Genomic DNA, 26,014 nt, shown 5'->3' with positions numbered 1-26,014 from the left:
TTTTTTAGCAAAATATAATGTTAAGTTTATAATAAATTAACTTTTTATTTTTAAAACTTAATATCACTACTAACCGCCAAAACACAAAACCGCCAGTTTGGCGTGTTAACCTAACTTAGTGATCATGCATTTTGATGTTGTGATAAGACAAGCATATTAACCTTATGGCGCTATAAGTATGTTTTGTTCTAAAATCGCTCAGGTAGACAATTGATTTTATTGAAGTTTTTAAATTTTATTTTTTAGCAAAATCAAACGTTTATTCAATTTAAACAAGTCAATGCTTTACCTTTCTATCTTCATCTTGCAAAATTCACTCATCTAGTTTACTTTACTGATACACTGAAAATTAAATAAATGATTAGAGCGTAAACATGACGATATCATTTAAAGAGCAGCAACAGCAAATTAGCTTTGTTAAGCAATTTTTTGCTGAGCAACTTGCCGAGCGTTTATCACTTATCGAAGTGCAAGCTCCGTTACTAAGTAAAGTTGGCGATGGTATTCAAGATAACCTTTCAGGTACTGAGCACGCAGTGCAAGTTAAGGTAAAAGCAATACCTAATGCACAATATGAAGTGGTACATTCACTAGCTAAATGGAAACGTAAAATCTTGAGCGATCACCATTTCAAAGTTGGCGAAGGAATCTACACTAATATGAAAGCATTACGCCCAGACGAGGAGCAACTTTCGCCAATTCACTCAGTTTATGTTGATCAGTGGGATTGGGAAAAAGTAATTCGTCCAGAAGATCGCAATTTAACTTATCTAAAACAAGCGGTCGAAAATATTTATGCTGCCATTAAAGCGACCGAAAAAATTGTTTCACAACAGTATCATCTTTCACAATTTTTACCCGAATCTATCACCTTTATCGATAGTGAGCAGTTATTAAAACGCTATCCAAATTTATCCCCAAAAGAGCGTGAAAACGCAATAACTAAAGAGCTTGGAGCTGTGTTTTTAATTGGTATTGGCGGTAAATTATCAAATAATGAAAAGCACGATGCTCGTGCACCTGATTATGATGACTGGAGCAGTGAAAACGATTTAGGATCTAATGGCTTAAATGGCGATATTTTAGTGTGGAATCCAATTTTGCATAGGGCATTTGAAATTTCATCAATGGGGATTCGTGTCAATCCAGAAACGTTAAAACGTCAATTAAAACTAACAAATGACGAAGATCGTTTAGAGCTTGCTTGGCATAAAGCATTAATTAATGGCGATTTGTTGCAAACCATTGGTGGTGGAATTGGGCAATCGCGTTTGGTTATGTTGCTTTTACAACAAAAACACATTGGTCAAGTACAATCAAGTGTATGGGACGAAGAGGTTAAAGCAAATTATAGCCATTTGCTCTAGTCACAAACATATAAATATAGGGCATTACGCCCTATTTTTCTGCAAAAATTACATAATTAATTTTTAACGGGTCATTTACCTTCGACTGGTGTTGATTCGGTTGGGGTGTTTATTGATGGTTCTGCTTTATCATTACGGCTTTCAGTTTCATCTTTTGTATTAGCTGGCTGAGTTTGTGTTTGCGTTGCTAAACCATCCAAACGAACATAAACAATACGTTGTTGACCACGATCGCATGAACCAACAATTTTACCTTCAATTTGTTGTTCTGATTTATCAGATGGTTCAAGTTTTAACTGAAATTGTGAAGGATCAACACCGTTGTTTTTGATTTTTTCAGCAATATTAGCACTAATTTCATCACAATTTGAAGCTACAGCCAACATGGGTAAACTAAGTAAAAATATACCGATTAATTTTTTCATTTTCTTTCCCTTTTGACGGTTATTTGATTTTTGGATGCATTATAAAACTATCTATTAGTCTGTCTATCTTCTTTTAAGATGTACTTAAAAATAATCTGCCAGCATAATTGCAAATTTCAACAAATCTATCATTTTGTCGGTAATATTAAAGCAAATCGATTAACTTGATTTATTCACTGTACAATTTGATAAGTATTTAACAAACCTGTTAATAACTCAATAACATTTTAATTATTAAATAATTTTCTAAATGATTAAATATTAATCTGAACAATTTTTGAGTTAATTTGATAACAAAAAAAATCTTTTTTTACAATTCTTGTTGAAATTTACTATGAACTCAAACAATAAAAATGCTACCCAAAAAGCGATAATATAAGAGCAACTGATTACTTGTTACATAATGATATTATGTAAATTATAGAGCAGTAAAAAAAGCAATTAACCCAAAAATTACTCCTGGCGAATTAGCAATTGCTAGTGGCCAATCTTTCTTTTCTTGTAGCAGCCCATAGCAGACCCATAGCGAGCAGTTAATGGAAGCGGCCAATGGTTGAATTGGGTTTGTTTTCAATCCATGCAAATTATCGATGATTTGTGGAATATAAGAAACATACATCCCTAATGACGCCACTGTAGCGATAATACCTAAAATACGAAAAGCCTTAGATGAAAGATGCAAAATAGTCTCCTAATATCGTTTCTGGTTTTCACCTGATACTTGTAATTATAACGAGTTAGAATAGTGGCAGTAAACTAACATATTTGGTTCAATGGTAAAGTATAGTTAAAAAAAGGTAAGTAATTAGCCAATTTTTAATTAATCCCTAATGTTATTTATAAGTTATTTTATATTTAATCATAATGTTATAAAAATTTTTCATTTGTTTGCATTGCGTTACAAAAGCAAATAACAAGGAAAAACTAATTTCAATAATTGGTTAAAAGGTGATATTTTGCTCAATTGCCTATTGAGCTTTTTTGAGTGTGGTTTATTTGCGGATAATTAAAAAAGGGACTTAAGGTATTTATTCACTTTATGACTTAATAAGTACTGAATAAACCTGTTGATAACTCTGCAATCAATTGATTATTAATATATTTATTAAAAAGATTAAATATTAAACTACCAAAAAATCAATTTTATTTTATCTAAAAAAGCAAGTGTTTTTATCATATTTTTGAGATTATTTGCTGTTCAAAATGCCCATAACTTAATCTAATTGTCCCTAAGTTATCGCCAAAGTCAGCCCCTTGCGATACCGTCACTCCTTTTGATAACAGTTTATTAAGCACAGCTAATTCTTGCGCTACCGTTTTTACAGGTAAATGCGCATATAAATGAAAGCCACCTAGTGGAGGTTGATAAGTAATCTCACCACCGAAATAGCAATCCAACCAATGCATTAACTGCTCTGCTTTGATTTGTAACGTTTGCCGTAGCTGTTGTTGATGGACAGTGTGATGATGTTGTAGATATTCTTGAGCTAATAATTGTGGCAATATACTTAACCCCGAATCAATGTGTTGCCGAATATTAGACAGATTTTTGATAATATTACGCGGTGCCACCATCCACCCAATACGAATATTTCCCCCTATATATTTTGATAGCGATCCTAAATAGATAACTTGATTATGCTGATCCCATTTTTTTATGGGCAATACTGGCAAATTTGGTTTAAACGCTAAACCGCTATAGGCGTCATCCTCAACAATACCTATACATTGCGAACGACAAAATGCAACAATTGCCTGTTTTCGTTTATTACTCATAACAAAGCCCATTGGGTTTTGAAATATAGGATTCAAAAATAACCACTTTATTTGATGTTGTTGTACGCAATTTGATAGGCTTTCAAGGGTAATACCTTCATTATCACATTCAATACCATATAAACGTAATCCAGCAGCCTGAAACAAAGGTAAAGAGTAAAAATAGGAAGGAGATTCAATTCCAACTGCATCTCCTGGCTTAAGTAAACCCTGTGTAATAAGAAATAACGACTGTTGCGTGCCCGATGTAATTAAAATTTCGTTAATATCAACTTGCATAGAAAACTGAGTTTGCATGTAAGTTGCAATTTGAGCTTTAAGCGATGGTAAACCTAATTGTAATGCATCGCTGTTTTTTTCATGCATAATCAATTCATTTAACGAGGTATCAGGTAGCTGGAGTTTGGGAATTAAATTAGTTGGCAAATCACCATTAGCCAGATCGCAAATATGCACTTGTTGCGCACGCACTTGTGCCACTTTTTGTTGATAAAATGATTTTTTATCTCGATAAAAATGGGCTGGTAAACGCCAATTGATCGATGAATAGGTTTGCACGCCCCATTTTTTATTATTGACATAAGTGCCACTGCCTCGACGTCGAAGTAGTATGCTTCGTTCAGTCAACAGCTCCAGTGCATGTACTACAGTTGAGCGGTTAATCTGTAACATTTTAGCTAGCTCCCTTTCTGAAGGTAACTTTTCGCCAGCAATCAAAATTCCTTGCTCAATATAATGTTCAATTAAGTGAGTCAATTGTTGAAAAAGTGATCCTTCAAATTGGGTTAGTTTTTGTTTTTGCCACATATTTTATTTTAGACACTTGTTTTCTTAGAAAATGCATTAAAAATCAAATAAAATCAATAGTCTATCTGAACTATTTTTATAATAACACCAACAAACCTAAAATTGGATGGCTTTATTATAGTCCAATTGGCTGTTTCGTCTAACTGTTTCTTTTTGAATAATACTTTTCAAACAAGGCCAATTTTCAACTAGGAGTAAAAAATGAATCAAATTACAGGAACACAGACTGTTAAACGTGGTATGGCACAAATGCAAAAAGGCGGCGTAATTATGGATGTTGTTAATGCTGAACAAGCTAAAATTGCCGAACAAGCTGGTGCAGTTGCGGTAATGGCTTTAGAGCGAGTACCATCAGATATTCGAGCAGCTGGCGGTGTCGCTCGAATGGCAGATCCTACTATTGTTGAACAAGTCATGAATGCTGTTAGCATACCTGTTATGGCTAAAGCACGTATTGGCCACATTGTTGAAGCACGTATTTTAGAATCAATGGGGGTTGATTATATTGACGAAAGCGAAGTACTAACCCCAGCCGATGAACAGTACCATCTTCTTAAAGATGAATTTACCGTGCCTTTTGTTTGTGGTTGTCGTGATTTGGGTGAAGCACTGCGTCGAATTGGTGAAGGAGCATCAATGTTACGTACCAAAGGCGAACCAGGAACAGGGAATATTGTTGAAGCTGTTCGCCATATACGTAAAGTCAATGAGCAAATCCGTTTGATAACAGGAAAATCAAAAGATGAGCTAATGACTTTTGCTAAAGAAATTGGCGCACCTTATGAACTTGTATTACAAGTAAAACAACTAGGTAAGTTACCAGTTGTGAATTTTGCCGCTGGTGGCGTTGCGACCCCTGCCGATGCAGCACTTATGATGCAACTAGGTGCTGATGGTGTTTTTGTTGGATCGGGCATTTTTAAATCTCAAAATCCAGAAAAATTTGCCAAAGCCATTGTGCAAGCTACTACTTATTTTGATGATTATCCACGATTAGCCGAATTATCAAAAGGATTAGGCGAGGCCATGAAAGGCATTGAAATCAGCACACTTGCTCAATCAGAAAGAATGCAAGATCGAGGTTGGTAATGGCAAAATCATCCAAACTAAGCAATGTTAAGTACATTGGTGTGCTCAACTTACAAGGAGCAGTTAGTGAGCATATTTTGATGCTAAATAGTATTGATAATGTACAAGCAACACTAGTTCAGAAACCGGAACAATTAGCTAATTTAGATGGTTTAATCATTCCCGGCGGAGAGTCGACCACAATTAGTCGATTAATTAAACAAAATGGGCTTTTAGCGCCCATTCAACAATTTGCTAAACAAGGCAAAGGAATTTTAGGTACTTGTGCTGGGCTAGTGCTTTGTGGCAAAACGACAACTCATAACGAAGTCGAATTATTAGATTTGATGGATATTTGCGTTGAACGCAATGGTTTTGGTCGGCAAATTAACAGCTTTGAGACAATGTTAGATATACCAACTATTGGTGAGCAAATTCCAGCAGTATTTATTCGTGCTCCATATATTGCAAAAGCTGGTGAGCAAGTCAATCAGCTAGCTTTTATTGATAATCATTGTGTAATGGCGCAGCAAGATAACATTTTGACTTGCTCATTTCATCCCGAACTAACCGTCGATAATCGAATTATGCGTTACTTTGTTGAGAAATGTTGTAATTAATTTATTAATATTTATTTTATATTGTTGATAATAGATTATTAATGACTAGCTTAAGCGTTCAATAAAATTTCTGAACACAGCTAATAACCATAGCCAGCTATTCTGTCGGTAGACATCCACTGCCCTCGTCTGAGGGCTTTTTTGATTTATATGCCACCTACTCGGCGGTAAACGCACTCTATGAATGCGCTTTGATTTGAATACTTTTCTAAACCGCCTACACGGCAGTGAACGCCAGAAATGCGGGGAGAAACTGTTCGTGGGTTTTCTAAACTGCCTACACGGCGGTAAACAATTTTATGATAGTTAAAGTATCAAAATAGGTGTTTCTAAATATTGGCCTCGGCGACCTCAGGACTAAGGTCTAAGGTCCAAGGAGCAAACAACATAAGTGCTGTAAAACGGGAAGTACCCATAGAAGTTGCCAAAGTGTGAGCCCACAGTGAACGGGTGGCTATCCTTAACCTTAGCAGCTTCCTTCCAGTAGTCGTCGTCGGTATCGCTCATCCAGTAGTTGTCGTCGGTATCGCTCGTCCAGTAGCGGTTGTCGACAAAGCTAGCACCAGTGTAGCCGTACATGCTGCCCCACTCGGAAAAAAAGCCTGCACCAATATAGCGCATGTAATTATTATCTGATGAAGATGGGCTGGCGCCTACAGGACCTGCCGCGTTAGTTAAATCCCTGATCCTTGGCATCCGGTAGCCTATATTATTACACCATGCTAACTGGTCATTATGACGTCTACCATTAACATATCCATTGGGATTATCCCGAACGACGAACCACTGCCTCAACACAAATCCATATTTTACTACCTCAATGCCATATCTATCTCTACCCACTAACTCAAACGTTTGCGGTAACTTTGGTACAGCAATTCGGCTAGGATTTGGATTATCCCATTGATTTCTGGCCTCTGGACCTGTTAACTTAACACGGGCGACAACTTTTGCAAAATCCTCCCAAGGAATCCAATAGTCATTATTAGCTACAACATTTGTCACTGTTGCTGTAATTCCCTCATGCGTGACCGGTTCCCATGTCAAGTCTCTCACATCTATTCCTGTTATAAGTAAATCAAAATATAAATTATGCGCTCCTGTAGTTGGAAAATTGAGGTTGTATGATTTAGGATCGATTGATTGAACTAGGAAGCCCTTCTTAGGATTCCATATGTCAGCTGGACCTGCGTATTCGTCATTACCCAAAAATAGATTCGGCCTTGCATAATGGATAACTGCCGACGGTAGCAGTATTGCATCACTACGATTACCCGTTCGAACCTTTTTGCCATTCGCCTGTACATTCCATAAAGAAGACAATAATAACAATATCAATACTAACGGAACTTTTCGGAATAATTTTGATAATAATTTGAAAAATAACTTTGAAGATATAAACGTGGTGGGGTTAAAAATCCAACTAGTGTGTTTATCTGATAAATTTAAGACATAGTTTTGCCAGGTTTGGTGTTTGGTGTTTGGTGTTTAAAATGATAATGCATTACGGCTCACCTGTCAAGTAAATTAATGATTTATTTTAATTTTTATGTTTATTTGATTGTTTAATGAACTATTCCTTTAAGGAGATTAAAGTATAGCTATTTTAAAAAAACTTGGCTAGTTTTTTATGCAATTTTTTAATTAGAATACGGTGTTAGGTTTTGTAAGTCTTAACTTTTGTGAAAATAATGAATATTGGTGATAATTTCTAAACTAAGGAATTAGTGAATTACCTAACAACCAATGGACATATAATCCTTATCATGTTATGGGATGTATTACGCCCATAAAATCGTTTAGGTAGAGTATTGATTTTATTTAATTTTTTTATTTTTATTAAAATCAACCAGTTATACAGAAATTTCTATTTTTTATACAAAATACCGTCTACACGGCAGTGAACTAATCGATTTAAAGCAAGTAGTGATAAAACAATTTCTAAACTGCCTACTCGGCGGTAAACTGGAAATTTGATAAAAATAAATATCCGAAATTTTTCTAAACCGCCTACTCGGCGGTAAACTATGGTGTGTGCGTTAATGCTGTGCTGCATATTTTCTAAACCGCCTACTCGGCGGTAAACTAGAAACCGATATAATATAAACCTTGTTTCGCAAAAGACAAATAGGATTTTTGCTTTTGAAAACCCTTTTTTTTAGAGCTTTTTTAGTGTGTTGTTTTTATTTGATTTTATTTATTGTTAAAAAAAAAGGGTTAGCAATAGTTTGATCTTTTTAAAATGAGTGAAATTATCTGTTCAAAAATTCATTTCTTAACTCACCATCCAAAATATTTAAAATTTCAAGCTTTCACTAGCGACTATTTGGCATTAACAACTAACATTAGCTATGAGTATTAATATGAATTAAAACAAATAAATCCCTTTAGTTTGCCGCATCAGGCCGATAACTGTTATAATCTTTATTATTATTTTCAATGTTGGATCACCTACTATGTACATCATCTACGGTATCAAAAACTGCAACACGATGAAAAAAGCTTTTACTTGGCTTGATGATCATCATGTAAGCTATCAATTTCATAATTATAAAACCAACGGGCTTTCAGACGAGCTGTTGGATGATTTTTTACAATTAGTTGATTGGCAAAGCTTGCTCAATACACGAGGTACTACTTGGCGTAAGTTAGATGAATCTATTCGTGCTGAGGTCAATAATGCTCAAACGGCTAAAAAGATTATGTTAGCCAATCCATCTATTTTAAAACGCCCTTTGCTTATCGATGGGAAGCGTGCATTGTTGGGCTTTTCAGAGGAACTTTATTCACAATTTATTTCGCAATCTAAATAAAAATCGAGACCACTATGACTGAACCTGTTATTGCACTGACTCAAGCACTCATCGCCGAAAAATCAATAAGTCCTGACGATAAAAATTGTCAAAAAATGATTATTGAACGGCTAAAACCGCTCGGTTTTACTATTGAAGAAGTTAATATTGGAAAGACCAAAAACTTATGGGCTTATCATGGCGAAGCTAACAGCAAAACCTTAATGTTTGCAGGACATACCGATGTCGTACCTGCTGGTGATGAAAGCAAATGGCTTTATCCTCCGTTTTCGCCAACCATTGATGAACAAGGCGTGCTTTATGGACGTGGTGCATCTGACATGAAAAGTGGCGTTGCTGCCATGGTTTGTGCGGCTGAAGATTTTGTTAAGCAACATCCAAATCACGCTGGGCGAGTAGCTTTTTTAATTACATCGGACGAAGAAGCCGATGCAACCGATGGCACTGTTAAGGTTGTCGATTTGCTAATGAAACGTCAAGAACGTGTTGATTATTGTATCGTGGGCGAACCGTCAAGCGATGCTGTACTTGGCGATCAAATTAAAAACGGTCGCCGTGGTTCACTAACAGCTAATTTAGTTGTGCATGGTATTCAAGGTCATGTGGCCTATCCTCACCTTGCCGATAACCCTGTCCATCGCTTTGCTCCTGCATTAAATGAACTAGTTAGCACTGTTTGGGATGAAGGCAATCAGTATTTTCCTCAAACAACTATGCAAATTGCCAATATTAATGGTGGTACAGGTGCCGAAAACGTTGTGCCGGGTGATCTAAGTGTGCAATTTAACTTTCGCTATAGTAGTGAATTGACCGATACGATAATTAAAGCGCGCGTTGAGCAAATTTTACAAAAACATAATTTGAACTATACGTTATCTTGGCGATTATCAGGACATCCTTTTTTGACGCCACAAGGAGATTTAACTAATGCTGCTGCAAGTGCTATTAAGGAATTTACCAACATTGATACCAAGCTATCGACCAGCGGCGGTACGTCGGATGGACGCTTTATTGCTAAAATGGGCTGTCAAGTGATCGAACTAGGTGTATTAAATAAGACTATTCACAAAATCAACGAAAACGCCAACTGCAAAGATATAATTACCTTAACTGCAATTTATAACCGCATATTAGAAAAATTACTGTTGGCATAATTGTGGCACAATTGTTATTGTGCCTAGCTATTATAACTTGGAGATAGCGATTTTTATCTAAGAGGAAGTACGATGGAATGGCTTAAAGATTACTGGTGGATAATTGTGGTGATTTTAATTGGGATTTTTATTAATACTATTAAGGCGCTGAATCGACTAAGTTATAAAGCGTATCTTGAAAAAAAGAAAGGGATAAAACCTATCCCTTATCAAGATGATGACGACGATTGGCCATCAACAAATTCGACGAAGAAAAAATAACTCCCTGCTTAACGAAAGTCTTGGCTACTACTATCAAATAAGGCTTGATGACGGTAGCGATCAACCCACATTGCCGTTGCGCCACATACCGCAATAGGCATAACAATTAAATTAAGCAATGGCACCATGGTAAAAAAGCTGACTATCATACCAAAAGTTAAATTATCTACCCGATCTTGCTTGAGTAATTCACGCATACGGTGAAAAGTAATTTTGTGGTTATCAAAGGCATAATCAGCATATTGGATATTAATTTGCCAAGCGGTAAATAAAAACCAAACCACTGGCGTTACTGATTGCCCAATAACAGGAATAAAGTAAGTTAGCAGTATCGGAATTGCCCATAATAAATAGTTAACTAGTTTTTGTAGTTCACGTTTAAAAATACGAGGAAGATCCTTAATAAGACTCATCCACGACATATCTGCTGCGGGAATCCCCGTTAATTGTGCTTCAACTTGTTCAGCTAACAAGCCATTAAACGGAGCCGCTATAATATTGGTTACCGTACTAAAGAAATAACAAAACAAAATAACTAAAGCTAAAATAACCATAAAAACAATAATATAACCAAGCCAATGCAACCAACTTGGCATATACGACACTCCCCAATCAACCATGCCCGAGATAGCCGTAAAGAACCAATAAAATAATGCTGACATAATCACAACATTGGCAATTAATGGTAAAAAAACAAATCGCTTAATGCCTGGACTAAACGCTAATGACCAACCTTTAAAAAAATACTCAATACCTGTTGTGGGTTGATTGTTTGGATTTTGAGTTTGTTTTTTTGAATGGCGATGTTGTGCTTGGTTTTCTAATTTATTTTGCGTCACATTCGATTCCTTTTTAATTAAAACGAATTATGTTGAAACTAGTTAAGTTTAAACTAGTTGGGTAAAAATTAAGTTGAACTTAAACATGGTAACTATTGTAAACATAGCCCTTGGTAACCTGCAATGATAATCAGCTATCTTTATTATTGGTTTTTTCGTCAAAAAGCACATTATTGCCATTATTTACTAACTATGAATCGCTAACTATGAATTGCTAACCATGTTTTGATCTCTTGCTTGATGGTTTGCATTAATGCATTTTTTCCTGCAAGTTGATATGAACTAATGAGCAAAGATTGATTGTTTTTGCTTTTTATCAGTGCTGATAACACAGGCAATGTTAGTTGTTGCTGTGGTTGTGATTGTGGTTTTTGCCATTGTTGATGCGTTTGATTATAGCGAACTAATCGACACAGTGTGGCATAAGTGGCTTCAAACGGTCGATGATAGTAAGCAAATCCGTTTAGTTCATCCAAATCGTAGGCGTCTAAATCTTGTGTTAGTTGTGACTTATCCTTACTTTCAATCATCTCAGTAAATGGTAAATCAATAATATCTTTGAGCCAATAAACATTACGCTGTAATTTTTGTTTTAATTTAATGGTTAGATTTCGCCCTGAATCAGTTAATGGCTTTAGCGCCATAACTGAATAACTACCACTATTTGCCTGTTTATGACTACTGACGTGCACCAAAACAAACCCACAAGCAATCCAAAATTGGTAATTAGACGGGGTATAAGCAAAGCTAACCGATAAAAAGTCGATATTCTGAGCTTTGGCATCTTCAAAGATAGTTTGCACAAGTTGCCTTGCTATATTTTGTCGCCGATAGGCACTAATAACCGCAATACGATTAATCCGAACTGAGCGCAATTTAGCCGCCTGCGGCTCACCTGCGTGGGCGACTAACGACTGTGCTACTAAATTACCTTTTGGTCGACGCGTACCTTGCCACACTTCGGTGATTAAACTATCAGGTAAGTTACCTTCAACAACAGTGAGTGCAGCAGCTATTTGGTTATTGTTAGCTGTTGCTTGCCAAATTGTCAAATTTTGCGCATCAAACAGACGTCTTAAATCAACTAACGTAGTTTGGTAATGAGCTACTTTCAATAAATAAAATATTGACCTTAATGTATCAACATTATTACGTTCAACTTTTGAATATTGGATTAATGATGGGCATGCATCAAAATTATCGCCCTGTGTTAATAAACCATTAAGTAACAATCGATCGCTAAATTGCTCTAGCATATCGCCTGCCTGCCAGCGGATAGGGCTAAATAGCTGAAAATATTGATATGCTTTATTTGATAACAATTTCAACAAAAAGCCCTGTCCTGTGCCCTCATACCCATCAGCAGTCGTTGTTAATAATACTCGAGTGTTATTTGTTTTAGCTAGTTTTAACAATTTTTCCAGCATGGGAAGTGGGATCATGGCAGCTTCATCAATAATTAAATAATCGGCAACGGTAATACATGATTGAGCAATTAATTCATCTGGGGCAAAAAATGGGGTATCGGGCTTAGCAAAAGCAAAAAAGATGGTCAGTGCTGATTTATTTGGTGCTGTCACAATACAACGTTGGTAATGGCTAAATAATCCAGCTAGTGCCGATTTACCGCGTCCACGTTTAGCGACTAATACGTTAATAGGCTTAGTGCTATTTAATAATTGTTTTAAAGTTGCTTGTTGCTCGGCTAAATCACAAACGTCATCAATAATAACTTCAGGCAGGGATATCTTAGAGGATATAACCTGTTTTGATGAAATTTTAGGATAAATTGATAAACCAAATTCAGTTAAAGTCTGTATTAAATGTGCAACGAAATTAGGCACATTAATGGGCATTTGGCTTTCGTTCCAGCGTAAGCTATCTTGATCATGCCAAGTAGACAGATTCTTAGGCAAGAATAAAACCAATATACTACCTTTAACTAACGTACCAACAAGCATAGCAAAGGCATCAAGATTAAATCCTACCGTTGCATCAAAAATAGCATGTCGATACTGTCGTCCCAATAACTGTTTAGTTTGATTGGGCGGTATTACATCAGAAATTAATGTGTTGGGTAAATAACTAGAAAGTTCAAAGTGAGATGTAACCGTTAACCAATCACCTGAGTAATGACAAATAGCCTGGCTAAGTTGCTCGAATAACTGTGTGGCTTCACCCTGTAACACCCATAGCGTTCTTGTGCTGTTGGGATACTTGTGCATAAGGTTAACTTTTTCCAATTAACAACGACAAAATACCTGCAGCAATCAGAGGACCAACAGGAATACCTTTGAAAAAAGCCACACCAATTAGCGTACCAATAATTAAACCATTAATAATTGTAGGGTGCGCACCAATGAGGGATATACCTCGCGTACCTAGCCACGATACTAAAATTCCAACAAAAATAGCTAATATAGATTGCCAAGTGGTAAATGATTTAGCAATATCGCCTATTTTTAACGAGCCATCAGCTAAAGGCACCATCATTGCGGCAGTTAAAATAACAATACCAATTGTTAAGCCATATTGATTTAAAAACGGAAAATAAGTGGCAAGCGGCGTTAATTTAAACAGTAACAATAATAGCACTGCAAATGTCACGGTATTATTGTGTGTTAAATAACAAAGCGCCGCTAACCCCAAAAGTAGAAAAAAAGAGATATCAAACTGTGCGAACATTACAAAGGAACACCAATTCGTTTTGCTACTTCTTCATAGGCTTCAATCACACCCCCTAAACCTTGGCGAAAGCGATCTTTGTCCATTTTTTTCATTGTCTCTTTTTCCCACAAACGACAACCATCAGGAGAAAACTCATCACCCAAAGTGATTTCGCCTTTAAATAATCCAAATTCGAGTTTGTAATCAACCAATATTAGTCCTGCTTTATCAAACAAATCAGTCAAGATGGTGTTAATTTTAAAGCTAAGTTCTTTCATTCTAGCAAGTTGATCATCGCTAGCCCAACCGAAAGCCTTGCAGTGTGATTCATTAACCATTGGATCATGCAATGCATCGTTTTTTAGAAATAATTCAAACGTAGGAGGATTTAAAACTTTACCTTCTTCAACTCCTAAACGTTTAACTAAAGAGCCCGCTGCTCTATTACGTACCACACATTCAACAGGTACCATTTGCAACTTTTTAACCAGCACTTCATTGTCAGATAATAAGGCTTCAACTTGAGTTGGAATGCCAGCTTCACGCAATTTGCTCATAATAAAATAGTTAAATTTATTATTAACCATGCCTTTACGATCTAACTGTTCAATACGCAAGCCATCAAATGCCGATGTATCATTACGAAACTCAAGAATTAATAAATCGGAGTTTTCGGTGGTATATACTGTTTTAGCTTTACCACGATAAAGCTCAGCCAACTTTTTCATGTTTATAACCTTATATCAATTGCCAATAAATAATTAAGGAGCTATTCGCTCCTTAAATTCCAAACTTACTCTTGATTTGCACCGCTTACTGCTGTTGCTGGTTTTTTGCCTTCGGCATTTTCTTTTTCAGCCTCTTTATCTTGTGCTTTTCGTGGTACAGCCCGAACTGAATCAGGTGCAACATCATCCATTATGTCATTAAATAAACTTACAACATAGCGTTGCACTTCAATTGGTTGCGAAATTAAATCTTCAGTACCACGGGTTAATGAGGTGATTGAAATGGTGATTGTTTCAGTATCGCCTACCAAGTTTCGTGTCATTGAATAACTGGCTTCAACGGCTCGATTTTCGTCTGCACGCACCATAAAGGCTTTATTGGTTTTAATGCTGTTATTATCACGGCTAGCGATAAAGATATTTTTCTTATTTAGGCTGTTAGGAATACGATCCCAGACATTATTGCTTAATGGCACATTAAAAGTGACCGAACCGTTATTATAAATCGCAAATGCATCTTGAATAGTTGGGATCGGTAAAATTGGCGGTCTGATATCAAGCTTTTTACCTAATTCGCCTTTAACCTCAGTTTTAACAACATAAAAATCGCCACTTTCCGCAGGCACCGAAACACCTTCAGGAATAATTAACGGCTTTAACGTAGGTGATTTAAGGTAATCTTCATTACCTTCAACTTCACGCTTATAATTTTGATCACTACCACAGCCAACAAGAAATAAAGAAGTCACAACGGTTAAAACAGCTGTTTTTTTAATGACGTTACCTTTAAATAAGGTTAAGTTTAATGTTCTGTTTAATGTGCTATTTAACATAAATATCTGCTTTTAAAATTAAAGGTTATATTACAATAAATTCGCGTCTTTTAACGCTTGTTCAACCGCAGGAATTGACGATGTGCTCAATGAGACCATTGGTAATCTAATTGTTGCATTTTGCATTAAACCTAATCTTGCACAAGCCCACTTAGCTGGTGTTGGATTGGGTTCAATGAACAAATTGTGATGTAAAGCCATTAAAGTATCGTTTAAATTGCGGGCTTCTTTAATTTGATTATTAGCCGCAAGCTGACAAACTGTAGCAACCGCCTTAGCTGCAACATTAGCTGTAACAGAAATAACGCCATCGCCACCTAAAATCATAAAATCTAAAAAGGTTGAATCATCACCACTCAATAATTTAAAATCAGGCCCAACCAATTTTCGAGTAGGATAAACTCTCGAAAGATCGCCTGTTGCATCTTTTAATGCAACAATATTTTTGATTTTAGCTAACCGTCCAACAGTTTCAGGCTTGATATCACTACTCGTACGGCCTGGTACATTATATAAAATCTGTGGCAACTCCGTACTTTCGGCAATAGCTTTAAAGTGCTGATACATACCTTCTTGTGTCGGTTTATTATAATAAGGTGCAACCGTTAAACAGCCTACGACGCCAATATTTTCGACCTTACTGGTTAATTCTATAGCCTCCTTCGTTGCGTTTGCGCCTGTGCCAGCAATAATGGCAATGCGCCCATCAGCATAGTCAATTGTTCTTTTAATTACATCAATATGCTCATGGTGATCAAGTGTTGCTGATTCGCCTGTTGTACCAACCGAAACAATACCCGATGTTCCATTTGCAATATGATATTCGACCAATTTTTTTAAGCTTACGTGGTCAACGTTTCCTTTTGTATCCATGGGAGTAACAAGTGCGACCAGACTTCCTGTAAACATAAAATGACCTCTCATATAATTGGTTTATAACACAACGTAAAGAATAAAAATCTGCGGATAAGTATGCGATATTTCTAGACTAAATTCAACTTTTGTTATACAGGATTATCAATATCGACAAAAATAACCTCAACACCGTAACAGCTCGCTAACCATTCACCCAATTTTTTAATACCGTAACGTTCGGTAGCATGGTGTCCAGCGGCATAAAAATTAATACCATATTCACGTGCAATATGGATAGTGCGTTCAGACACTTCGCCAGTAAAAAAAGCATCCACTCCCATTAATGCTGCTTGTTCAATATAATCTTGCCCTCCACCACTACACCATGCAATACGATTAATAACTTGTGGAGCATTATCTCCACAAAATAGTACACGTTGTTGGTTATTGTGTAATACTTGCTCAAGTTGTTGTTTAAATTGTAAAGCAGTAAGTGACTTGTTTAATGTACCAGTAAAAAGCAGATCGGTAATGTCATTGCGTTTATCGACTGAAATACCCAATAAGTTAGCCAGTTCAATATTGTTGCCCAAAACAGCATGACCATCTAATGGCAAGTGATAACCATATAAATTAATATCGTTAGTTAACAGTGTTTTAATCCTTTGATATTTAATACCTGTAATGGTTTGTGGTTCACTCTTCCAAAAATAACCATGATGAACCAGAACTGCGTCAGCTTTTAATTCAACCGCCTTATCTAACAATAACTGGCAAGCGGTCACGCCTGTGACAATTTTATTCACTTGCTTGCGCCCCTGCACTTGCAATCCATTTGGCGCATAGTCACGATAACGACTAATTTGTAGTTCGTTATTAATAATCTGTTCTAATTCAAAGTTGTGCATTATTCGCTCAATTTTAATATTATTTAATAATAATTGATGATTATAATCACTTTAACCAATAATCGCACCTACTCATTGGTTTAATGTAATTTGAATAAAACTACTGTATTGGCTTTTTACAAAGATTAACAAATTGAATACAAACTCTTGTAGCCAATGCTAGGCGAACTGGTTAAAAGATGGCATAATAACACCTTTTTTGATAGATAAGAAAAATTAACGTGCCAAACGCCAAATTATGTGAACGCTTTCGTGGGTTTTATCCTGTTGTAATTGATATTGAAACGTCTGGATTCGATCCAAAACTCAACGCTATTTTAGAAATCGCCGCTATCACCTTAAAAATGACCCCAGATGGTTGGCTAGGGCCAGATCAATCCTTACAATTTAATGTCAATCCATTTAGTGGTGCAATTTTAGAACCAGCAGCCCTTGCTTTTAATGGCATTGATCCTGATAATCCACTTCGTGGCGGTGTTGACGAAAAGCTCGCCTTAGACGAAATTTTTAAAATGGTTAGATCTGGCATAAAAGCTAGTGAATGTACTCGAGCAGTGATTGTTGCTCATAACGCACACTTTGATCATAGTTTTTTAATGGCGGCTGCTGAACGCACAGGCATAAAACGCAACCCATTCCACCCATTTGCTACCTTTGACACTGCGTCGCTCAGTGGTTTGGTTTTTGGCCAAACAGTGCTCGCCAAAGCCTGTCAAGCAGCGCAAATCACATTCGATCATAAGCAAGCTCACAGTGCGCTATATGATACACAAAAAACGGCAATACTTTTTTGTAAAATTGTTAATCGACTTAAATCACTTGGAGGATGGCCTTTGGCTGTTACAGATTCCGATGTAGATACAAAAATCGAAAAAGATTTAGATAATAAACAACAATATGAACAGTAACAATTTCAAGAGTAAACAGTATTAATTTACAAAAATAAAAAAGCACGCCTATTTTGCGCGCTTAATTTACCATACTGCATTAAATTAGGATTTATACTTTTCCGCAGTTTGCTTAATAAGCGTTTGCAGTTCGCCTGTTTGAAACATCTCTAGCATAATATCACAACCACCTACTAATTCGCCTTCAACCCATAATTGTGGAAACGTTGGCCAATTAGCGAATTTAGGTAATTCGGCACGAATATCAGGGTTTTGTAAAATATCAACGTAAGCAAACGCTTCACCACATTGCGACAAAACCTGCACCGCCTGAGCCGAAAAGCCACAGCTTGGCAATTTTGGCGAACCTTTCATATATAAAATAATCGGGTTATCGGCAATTTGTTTTTTGATTTTGTCGAGTGTTGTCATTTCAGTCGTCATGCGATTTCCTTGGTAATTTATTGTAATAATGCGAGCTATTTTAACGTACAATTTTGCTTGTTCCTACTGGTATCTTATAACCAAGCTACTTAATGGGGATTTTTAGAGCAAATTATGGAGGCGTTATTTTTTAAAACAATTAAAATAGAAAATAATAAAACCAACCTAATCCCTGACGTTTTTTAGCTGGGATAAGTGGGTTTTACTGGATTTACCTTTGCACAAGGAGCCTCTTTGTCGACTCGTGGCCTTCTGCTTAAGCAGAAGGCGCTTTCTTTAATTAGCCTATCACTCAAGGATTAAGAATTAAATGCTAAGGAGTTGTACAAATCACATACGAGGAGAAACTTGGAAAAAGACCCATCACGCTACCATTTCCATTTACAACGAATGAATCATCACCTGTCCAGTACTCTCCGAAGCGGTTGAAGTTTGTACCAGAGTAACCGGCCAACAGCCCCCATTCCGTAAGAAATCCTGCCCCTATTCGGCGCTGATAATGATTACCTGTTGATGATGGCGTAGCACCGACAGCTCCATTACATCGCCTATCTGTATTCAAACCAAAACACACAGCATTAGTCAGATCCTTTACCTGTGGTATACGATATCCTAACCCCCTACACCAATCAGCTTGCTGAAAAGAATACGCTCCTTGATCTCCTCTGTGAACAAACCACTTTTGTAATACAAATGCATATCTTACTATCTCATTACCGCTTCTATCTCTCCCCACTAATACGAATTCCCACGGTAACCTTGGTACAGTAATTCGACTTGGATAAGGATTATACCATTGAAATCTAGCCTCTGGCCCCTTTAGAGTAACACGTGTTACCATTTCTTTAGTCCATCTATCGTTTGTCATTGTCCTTTTTACGGTGACGGTTATTCCATCATGCGTGACTGGTGTCCATGTCAATTGATCTGGATCAACGCCCTTTATCGCTAAGTCAAAAAATAATCCATCAGCCCCTGTGGTTGGAAAATTAGATTTTGGATCTGATTGAATGGGAAATCCCTCTTTTACATTCCATGCGTCAATAGGGCCTGCATATTGATCTGTACCCCAATCCTTATTTGGCCTTACATAACTAATAGCTGGTATAAAAGGTTCATCTGGTAATGGTTCTGATGGTAATATTATGGCATCACTACGATAATTATTCGCTCGACCACTTGTGCTAGCCAATGCCTCTAAACTCCATAAATAGGGCAATAATAACAGCCCCAACACCAACAAAATTTTTCGGAACAACTTCGATGATGAGTTGAGAGATAATTTGGAAAATATAAATGAGTTTCGTGCAAAAACTCGCCGGATAAAATTATTTGATAAATTTAAGGCATAGGTTTGCCAGTGCTTGTGCCTTGTGCCTTGTGCCTAAAATAATAATGCATTTTATTTCGCCTGTCAAGTAATTATTTGTTTTATTTAGATTTTTATAATTATTCGCTTATTTAATAAGCATGTTTTCCTATAGTGATAAAAGTATAACCATTAAAAAAATAGTTGGCTAGTTTTTTAGCGAATTTTTTGTAAAGAAATGTAAAGATGAAAACAATTCAGCCTTAGATAGGAATAAATTTTCAATAAAAATATAAAGTTATATTTATGGCCATTTAGCTTTTTGTGGAATTATTAATATTGGTGATAACGTTTGAGTTAGTAAATTTTTATGCTTTCTTCCTCTTTAATCATTTATCCATAATATTCTCCTCGTCCCAAATTGGACAGAAGTTGCCTCCAAAATATAAATAAAAATCATAAGAGAAAATACTAAAGTCAAAAATTTGAGTGTCAAATTCAAACAACAAACAGCAAATTATTCGTTATCTGATGCTCGTCTCTCTATCAGCAAACTTACTAACACCTAGGCAGGATAAATTAACAAAAAACTTAAAGACATTGAGTCTGCATCATAATGCAAAGGACATAAAATACTCAATAGTACATGGGTAACTGATACAACTTATATTAAAACAGATAAAGATGGTTATATTTGCCCATAATTATCGATTTATATAGACAAACAGTAATGACTAGTCAAACTAGTTATCACATATGTTATGTTTTTAGCAAAATTATATTATACAAAATTTTATGCCTTTCAATTGAAAGAAGCACCTACTTTATTTTCTTTAACTTAATGTAATAATGCGATTATTCCTACAATTAGCTAAATAAAGTGAATAATCGCAACCAATTACCACTAGTGATTTATGGACTTATTATTAATTTTTTGTGTTATGAATGTAGTAAAAAATTTCATCACTTTTAAAATAAGAAGAATAAAAAAATAAATGACGAAAGGGAATACAAATATATAACTCCACATAATAACAAAAACAAAGAAATCAGTTAGAAAATAATCTGTATCAATAAATAAATAGACAGCATTATCAAAATCTTCCATAGTTAAATAATTGATACGGAATAAAAATGTACCCAGTCCTAGAATCGATATAATGGCAAATACAAATAATAAAAATTTAATAATTAACGATTTAAATGAAGTTGATTTATTATCTTTAGGACCAAATAGGATCATTTTCGCTGATTTAATAAACATGGTAATAAAAAAAAATAAATAGCAAATTGATGCCAATATCATCACCATACCAGCACTACCAGCTTGTTCACAATTATCAGCTCGCATACAAAATATGTAAAATAACAAAAATACCCCATAACTAATTAATAACTCTTTAATCAATTTCCTATCTTTTACATAATCTTTAATTGTTTCAATCATTCCCTACACCATCTTCTAATTAAATAAACCTATATCAACCTAAGCAGAACTAATGCTAATAATAATTTTATTTTAAATTTAATAAGCTGAAGAATAATGCATTATGATCTGTTTAATTTCAATTATTATTTAATATAAATTTTTTATTGTTATTTTGACAAATTTACTAATTTGGAAACAAATTTTAGATGTTAATTGATATATTGATTCAGAATTGTGATCCTTGCTGAACTTAGACCAACGACCAATTGATTAAGAGTGACACGTATTATTTTAATTTATTATAAATTAATAAAAGAAGATGTTAGCTAATTCGATTACTGTATACTTATTCACTATTTTTTAGTTTACTTTACATTATTTACGGCACAAATATGTCACAACAACATAAGTTTCCTGTTTTTTGGAAACACCCTAAAACCAAAATCTAAGTCGCTGAAGCTCACCTAAATGAAAAATCATTTAATAACCTATTTCATAACCAAGGTGTGTCAATTACTTGGCGTCAGTACATCAGGTTATTATGTCTGGCTAAAATACCGCATTAAATCAGTAAAATTCGAGTATATCAAAAAGCAGTATTGGCACCATAAGGCAAGTTTGAGTAAGCAGAGTCGCCTCATGATGCCAGAGATATAGACTATCAAGTTTCATATTAGCCATGTTTTGCAACAATTTAGATTACGAAGTCAACCATGACATAAATACCAGCATCCATAATAATATCGTTCCCAATACGTTAGATTGACAATTTAACCTTATAAGCCTAATGCAATATAAATAACTGATATCGCTTATATTAAAATAAGTGAAGGTTGGTTATATTTGTTGGTGATTATCGATTTATACGGACAAAAATTGATTACTAGGCAAGCTAAGTTTAATTGTTAACAAGTGTAAACCACTATCATGCCAATAATCACTTAAGCTTAAGGGATTGATGGTATATTCGCTATATAAACCCTTAATTTACTAAAAATAGCCAAACAAAGAAATCAACAAAATCAATAAGTTTTCTGTCTGATTTTTATCACTATTAGTTTAAAAAACGAGCCACCTATAAATCTACCATAACATACTAAATATCTTTAAAAAACTGAGTAATATCTTCTTTTTTACACTTGACGTAATTGATAACATTGGCATAATTGCACAATCAACGCTTTATCTGGATCTATCCATGAAATATAAAATAATCAACCTTAGTATTTTCTTTTTAGCTTCGATTAGTGCTTTACCCTCTGCTCAAGCCAACGAAATAATTTGCCCAAGCTCAATAACAATTAAATCTGCTCATTTAGATATTGATAATCTACCTGACGATTGGATGGTTTCTGAAAAGAAAGATGCGTTATTATTGCTTGATGGCTTTGGCGTCTATTCTGACAACCCCGCTAAAAAAATCCAGCAAAAACCAGATGCTGGTATCATTGATGGCAAAGAACATCAAACAACCTGGAGCGTAAACACCACTTACGACCAAGGAGGTAGTTGGGTCAGTTGTGATTACAATTATGGTGAAGTAAATCTAATAAAAAAAATCGCTAAAACCATGAAAAGTTGCTGGGAAATTGATTCGATGGATCAATTCGATCGATTACACATCACGCTTAAGTATAGTACTAGTGAATTGCAAGAAGTTAAATAGGTTTTGAATTTTATTGAACGGTATAATTTCGACCCCAGCAGGAATCTAAATAAACAACCAATTACCTGAATAATAAATACATTTAAAAAAATATAGTTTAACCGTATAACATAACGTATAACATCAATCTATGTTAGTCGATTCCTACCTAAGGAATCATTTCAACATTACCAATTGAAGAGTTAAAAGAAAAACTTCTTTTTTGTGATTTTATGACACTAACAACACCAACAAAATTAATTAATAATAATCAATAAATTAACCTTGTGTTATTATAGTGTTGTATGTTGTTAATTAGTTGAATAGGGATCTATTTTTCTTTCTAATTGTTTTTCAGTATTAATTGATTTTATTTTATTTATCCTATTTTCGCGGTCATGTCTCACCATGTACCAATCTTCAATTAATGTTTCAATTAACCACACTAATTCTTCTGCTTCACCGGGTTCAACATCGACAATTATATTAATATCTTTCTCTGGATGAGCACCTATATTACCAATAGATTTAAGTGCCATAATAGCGTCATACATATTGGTATCTATTTTATCTTTAATTGCCTCAATTTCATGATGTAAAGATTTTTCACCTTTTATAGCCCAAAAATCTCTTATCATAGTTTGCAAACAACGTCTAGATATTGTTGCTGAAGCTTTTGGAGAAATATTGACAATTAATTTTGCCTCTTTATAATCCTGTAATATTGATTCAGGCACATAATTAGGAAAAACCTTAATATTCGCTTCTGGTTCAAGCTCCCATCTACGAATTAAACATTCAAAATTAATACGAGTATAATGAATATTTTCTGAATTGTTGGTGTCCCATTTTTGGACAAAAACTTCAGCTTTATTACATTCCGGTGATGGGCATGTTATAACATGAGTTTGTAGGCCATAAATAGTACCATCTGCAAAATCTCTATAGAAAAAATCCGAAGCACTTTGAATATCACTATCTGTTATTGTGGATAAAACATTACAAAAAGGACAAACTCTAGAAAAAGGCATAATTATTATCTCCTGCAAATATTAGGTTATTAATTATAGCTCAATCCCTTTAAATTCGTCTAACGCTTGTTTTTGTTCATCTGATAGGTTGATATCTATCTCACCATACTCAAGCAAGTAAGTACCGAATGACATTAGGAAAGCAACCGCAGGGTCAATCTTGTTGGCTGCTTTCTTTTTATTGGGTTTAATATTTGCATTCGCATCGGTTTCCATCACTACATTACTTACCGCCCAAGAAAGGACAGGATCGCCATTGTGATTAATGCGTTTACGGCTGATAAATACCTCAGCCGTTTTTGACGTTGGGCTATAACGTGCATAGGTTTGAGGAAATGGCTCAACGTCTAAGCCAATATTTTGTAATTGAGTGCGTAATTGTGTGGCGTTCCATACATCAAAGCCAATTAGCTTGATATTAAATTGCTCGCTATCTTTTAAAATATCATCCCGTATCTGGTCATAATCGATACAATCACCTTTAGTAACTCGTATCCATCCTTGATTAACCCATTTACGGTACATCTCACGGTTTTTATTGGCCACATTATTAAGCTGATATTCAGGAATGTAATGCCGTGTTAATAATCTTACCTCGGTTTCAAACGGAAACGAATAACAGACACTAGTAATATCACTAGTAGATGATAAATCTAATCCAGCATAGCAATCTAACCCTTTTAAATCATCTTCTGAGTAATCAGCCTTACACGCAATCCAGCTACCAGTATTTACCCAAGGCGTGGCACCATTACACCAAATATTAAAGCGTTTAGTTAGCATTTCGACCCATTGCGAGGGTATGCCTCTGGCTTTCTTAATTGTGTCCTCTAAGGCAACCCTATCGACGGAGATGTCAAGATTGGGATTGGCTTTTATCCATAAATCAGGGTTATCTATTTCTCTCTCATCGTCCAGTTCGTAAATAAGCACAAATTGTGATTCGTTAACCTCGTCACCTGCTAAAATCTGGCAACAATAATCATAATGCTGTTTACAGGCTGATATTGTGTTACTGCCTGCGGTAGTGATAGCAAATAAAATACCCTCAGGTCTTGCACCCATACCTAGCTCAAGGGCTGAATATACGCCATTATCAGGGTGTAGATGATATTCATCCACAATGGATAAGCTAGGGTTAGTCCCCTCAATCGTTGCTGCTTTTGACGCTAAAGGACGTAATAGACTATTTTGCTTAGGATTGATGATTTTATGCTGTTGAATGGTAACCCTTTTCTTTATTGGCTTGCTTAATATGGACATCTGTCTTGCATCATCAAACACGATTCGGGCTTGGTCACGGCTAACGGCTGCGGTATAGATATCTTGTTGTCCTTTTTCCATCACTAAGAACCAGTTAGCCAATATTGCCGCTGTTGTTGATTTGGCGTTTTTTCTCGGTACTTGTACATAGGCACTGCGATACTTGCGTAGCCCTGTGTTGATGTGCTTAAAACCCAGCAGATTAGCAAATAAAAATTGTTGCCACGGCTCTAAGTTAATAGGCTGACTTCTAAGGTGTCCTTTGACGTGAGGACAAACCTTTGAGAATGAGATAAATTTAGTGACTATCTCACTATCAAAGTAATAATTTGGATTATCTAAATCAATAAAATAGCGATTTACTGCTTGTTTTAAGCGTTTACAAGCAGAAATATCCCCATTTTTAACAGATAATGCGTAATTATGCCAAGCGGTCAAGCTCGTCTTCCTCTTCAACTTCTACAGGATTTTTGCGACGACTAACAGGGTCGAAGCCCAGTAATGAAGCCATTTTAATCATAATTTTTTCAGCTTCTGACTTTGCACTTAATGCAGGGTTACGGCTTTCTGTACCTTGTGAGTTAACGATTGAAAACCCACGTTTTGCAATATCTTCCATTGCTTTGCGATACATTGAATAATTAACGCAATATAGCTCTAAGTTAGTCCAGTCGGCTGGCTGAATATCATCACGCTGTGCTAAGTGGTCGGCTCTGAGTTTCCATTGCTCTTTAGCCAATTTATCTAAATATTTGGGTGCTTTCATCTTATTATTTTTCCTCTACTTTCTAAAAAATCACCGTGCGTAAAAATTTGAGGAGGGGGGCGGTCTTTTAGCGCTTTGAATTTCTTTAAATAACTCCCCCCACCCCTTATATTGTTCAT

Annotated in this window: 25 protein-coding genes; 8 read left to right on the top strand and 17 right to left on the bottom strand. The window is 35.5% G+C overall.

All coding sequences use genetic code 11. The features are described from left to right. The first annotated feature begins 374 nt into the window (after positions 1 to 374). Complete coding sequence (gene asnA / locus GYW75_RS01300) at positions 375 to 1,367, top strand: aspartate--ammonia ligase (RefSeq protein ID WP_174798151.1); 993 nt, start codon at positions 375 to 377, stop codon at positions 1,365 to 1,367. A gap of 71 nt (positions 1,368 to 1,438) precedes the next feature. On the opposite strand, the gene GYW75_RS01295 is transcribed toward asnA, so the two are convergent. From GYW75_RS01295 to GYW75_RS01285, 3 genes are all read right to left on the bottom strand, one after another. Beyond that, positions 1,439 to 1,792, bottom strand: coding sequence for a DUF1161 domain-containing protein (locus GYW75_RS01295; protein WP_085164780.1), 354 nt, complete (start codon positions 1,790 to 1,792; stop codon positions 1,439 to 1,441). 418 nt (positions 1,793 to 2,210) lie between these two features. Then, on the bottom strand, positions 2,211 to 2,474 hold the full coding sequence (locus GYW75_RS01290) for a SemiSWEET family transporter (RefSeq protein ID WP_034914233.1): 264 nt from the start codon (positions 2,472 to 2,474) through the stop codon (positions 2,211 to 2,213). Between the two features lie 491 nt (positions 2,475 to 2,965). Next, a complete protein-coding gene (locus GYW75_RS01285; RefSeq protein ID WP_174798150.1) occupies positions 2,966 to 4,375 on the bottom strand; it encodes an aminotransferase-like domain-containing protein in 1,410 nt (469 codons plus the stop codon). 201 nt (positions 4,376 to 4,576) lie between these two features. Between GYW75_RS01285 and pdxS the strand changes: the two genes are divergently transcribed. Further along, on the top strand, positions 4,577 to 5,464 hold the full coding sequence (gene pdxS / locus GYW75_RS01280) for a pyridoxal 5'-phosphate synthase lyase subunit PdxS (RefSeq protein ID WP_174798149.1): 888 nt from the start codon (positions 4,577 to 4,579) through the stop codon (positions 5,462 to 5,464). Continuing rightward, positions 5,464 to 6,063, top strand: a complete 600-nt coding sequence (gene pdxT / locus GYW75_RS01275) for a pyridoxal 5'-phosphate synthase glutaminase subunit PdxT (RefSeq protein WP_174798148.1) — start codon at positions 5,464 to 5,466, stop codon at positions 6,061 to 6,063. The genes pdxS and pdxT overlap by 1 nt, the downstream gene beginning before the upstream one ends. 357 nt (positions 6,064 to 6,420) lie before the next feature. Here pdxT and GYW75_RS01270 read toward each other — a convergent pair whose 3' ends face one another. Continuing rightward, complete coding sequence (locus GYW75_RS01270; protein ID WP_238786371.1) at positions 6,421 to 7,395, bottom strand: hypothetical protein; 975 nt, start codon at positions 7,393 to 7,395, stop codon at positions 6,421 to 6,423. Between the two features lie 1,124 nt (positions 7,396 to 8,519). Between GYW75_RS01270 and GYW75_RS01265 the strand changes: the two genes are divergently transcribed. The 3 genes from GYW75_RS01265 to GYW75_RS01255 all read left to right on the top strand — a co-directional run bounded on the left by GYW75_RS01265 (position 8,520) and on the right by GYW75_RS01255 (position 10,291). Further along, positions 8,520 to 8,876, top strand: a complete 357-nt coding sequence (locus GYW75_RS01265; RefSeq protein ID WP_174798146.1) for an ArsC family reductase — start codon at positions 8,520 to 8,522, stop codon at positions 8,874 to 8,876. A gap of 14 nt (positions 8,877 to 8,890) precedes the next feature. Further along, positions 8,891 to 10,030 carry a succinyl-diaminopimelate desuccinylase gene (dapE, locus tag GYW75_RS01260; protein WP_174798145.1) on the top strand — a complete coding sequence of 380 codons (1,140 nt, stop codon included), beginning with the start codon at positions 8,891 to 8,893 and terminating at the stop codon, positions 10,028 to 10,030. A 72-nt stretch (positions 10,031 to 10,102) separates the two neighbouring features. Further along, a complete protein-coding gene (locus tag GYW75_RS01255) occupies positions 10,103 to 10,291 on the top strand; it encodes a YpfN family protein (RefSeq protein ID WP_065589987.1) in 189 nt (62 codons plus the stop codon). A gap of 8 nt (positions 10,292 to 10,299) precedes the next feature. Here GYW75_RS01255 and cysZ read toward each other — a convergent pair whose 3' ends face one another. The 7 genes from cysZ to GYW75_RS01220 form a co-directional block, all read right to left on the bottom strand. After that, the gene (cysZ, locus tag GYW75_RS01250) at positions 10,300 to 11,130 is read right to left on the bottom strand and encodes a sulfate transporter CysZ (protein WP_174798144.1); all 831 of its coding nucleotides are present in this window, start codon (positions 11,128 to 11,130) and stop codon (positions 10,300 to 10,302) included. Between the two features lie 200 nt (positions 11,131 to 11,330). After that, positions 11,331 to 13,355: a tRNA(Met) cytidine acetyltransferase TmcA gene (locus tag GYW75_RS01245; protein WP_174798143.1), complete on the bottom strand. Its 2,025-nt coding sequence runs from the start codon at positions 13,353 to 13,355 to the stop codon at positions 11,331 to 11,333. Positions 13,356 to 13,359: 4 nt separating this feature from the next. Then, on the bottom strand, positions 13,360 to 13,815 hold the full coding sequence (locus GYW75_RS01240; RefSeq protein WP_065560553.1) for a DUF441 domain-containing protein: 456 nt from the start codon (positions 13,813 to 13,815) through the stop codon (positions 13,360 to 13,362). Then, positions 13,815 to 14,525 carry a phosphoribosylaminoimidazolesuccinocarboxamide synthase gene (gene purC, locus GYW75_RS01235; protein WP_034914211.1) on the bottom strand — a complete coding sequence of 237 codons (711 nt, stop codon included), beginning with the start codon at positions 14,523 to 14,525 and terminating at the stop codon, positions 13,815 to 13,817. Before purC ends, GYW75_RS01240 begins: the two co-directional genes overlap by 1 nt. Before the next feature lie 65 nt (positions 14,526 to 14,590). After that, a complete protein-coding gene (gene bamC, locus GYW75_RS01230) occupies positions 14,591 to 15,358 on the bottom strand; it encodes an outer membrane protein assembly factor BamC (RefSeq protein ID WP_174798142.1) in 768 nt (255 codons plus the stop codon). A gap of 30 nt (positions 15,359 to 15,388) precedes the next feature. Then, positions 15,389 to 16,267, bottom strand: a complete 879-nt coding sequence (gene dapA, locus GYW75_RS01225) for a 4-hydroxy-tetrahydrodipicolinate synthase (RefSeq protein ID WP_065589991.1) — start codon at positions 16,265 to 16,267, stop codon at positions 15,389 to 15,391. A 95-nt stretch (positions 16,268 to 16,362) separates the two neighbouring features. Continuing rightward, a complete protein-coding gene (locus GYW75_RS01220; protein ID WP_174798141.1) occupies positions 16,363 to 17,121 on the bottom strand; it encodes a Nif3-like dinuclear metal center hexameric protein in 759 nt (252 codons plus the stop codon). 221 nt (positions 17,122 to 17,342) lie between these two features. Here GYW75_RS01220 and rnt point away from each other — a divergent pair, with 221 nt between their 5' ends. Then, a complete protein-coding gene (gene rnt, locus GYW75_RS01215; RefSeq protein WP_342366949.1) occupies positions 17,343 to 18,029 on the top strand; it encodes a ribonuclease T in 687 nt (228 codons plus the stop codon). Positions 18,030 to 18,113: 84 nt separating this feature from the next. Here the strand turns inward: rnt and GYW75_RS01210 are convergent, their stop codons facing one another. The 3 genes from GYW75_RS01210 to GYW75_RS01200 all read right to left on the bottom strand — a co-directional run bounded on the left by GYW75_RS01210 (position 18,114) and on the right by GYW75_RS01200 (position 21,208). After that, positions 18,114 to 18,440, bottom strand: a complete 327-nt coding sequence (locus GYW75_RS01210; RefSeq protein WP_034914241.1) for a Grx4 family monothiol glutaredoxin — start codon at positions 18,438 to 18,440, stop codon at positions 18,114 to 18,116. A gap of 325 nt (positions 18,441 to 18,765) precedes the next feature. Further along, complete coding sequence (locus GYW75_RS01205; RefSeq protein ID WP_174798140.1) at positions 18,766 to 19,689, bottom strand: hypothetical protein; 924 nt, start codon at positions 19,687 to 19,689, stop codon at positions 18,766 to 18,768. A 976-nt stretch (positions 19,690 to 20,665) separates the two neighbouring features. Further along, positions 20,666 to 21,208, bottom strand: coding sequence for a hypothetical protein (locus GYW75_RS01200; protein ID WP_085164810.1), 543 nt, complete (start codon positions 21,206 to 21,208; stop codon positions 20,666 to 20,668). Positions 21,209 to 22,388: 1,180 nt separating this feature from the next. Here GYW75_RS01200 and GYW75_RS01195 point away from each other — a divergent pair. Further along, the gene (locus GYW75_RS01195) at positions 22,389 to 22,856 is read left to right on the top strand and encodes an STY0301 family protein (protein WP_174798139.1); all 468 of its coding nucleotides are present in this window, start codon (positions 22,389 to 22,391) and stop codon (positions 22,854 to 22,856) included. 290 nt (positions 22,857 to 23,146) lie between these two features. On the opposite strand, the gene GYW75_RS01190 is transcribed toward GYW75_RS01195, so the two are convergent. The 3 genes from GYW75_RS01190 to GYW75_RS01180 are packed head-to-tail and all read right to left on the bottom strand — an operon-like array spanning position 23,147 to position 25,895. Then, the gene (locus GYW75_RS01190; RefSeq protein ID WP_194240413.1) at positions 23,147 to 23,866 is read right to left on the bottom strand and encodes a DUF4145 domain-containing protein; all 720 of its coding nucleotides are present in this window, start codon (positions 23,864 to 23,866) and stop codon (positions 23,147 to 23,149) included. Between the two features lie 33 nt (positions 23,867 to 23,899). Continuing rightward, on the bottom strand, positions 23,900 to 25,567 hold the full coding sequence (locus GYW75_RS01185) for a terminase large subunit (protein WP_174798138.1): 1,668 nt from the start codon (positions 25,565 to 25,567) through the stop codon (positions 23,900 to 23,902). After that, a complete protein-coding gene (locus GYW75_RS01180) occupies positions 25,551 to 25,895 on the bottom strand; it encodes a phage terminase small subunit P27 family (RefSeq protein ID WP_065639115.1) in 345 nt (114 codons plus the stop codon). The genes GYW75_RS01185 and GYW75_RS01180 overlap by 17 nt, the downstream gene beginning before the upstream one ends. Positions 25,896 to 26,014: the final 119 nt, after the last annotated feature.

Source organism: Gilliamella sp. ESL0232, from assembly GCF_013346885.1.
GTDB classification, from domain to species: Bacteria; Pseudomonadota; Gammaproteobacteria; order Enterobacterales; family Orbaceae; genus Gilliamella; species Gilliamella bombi.
This window is presented reverse-complemented; position numbering and strand designations above follow the sequence as displayed.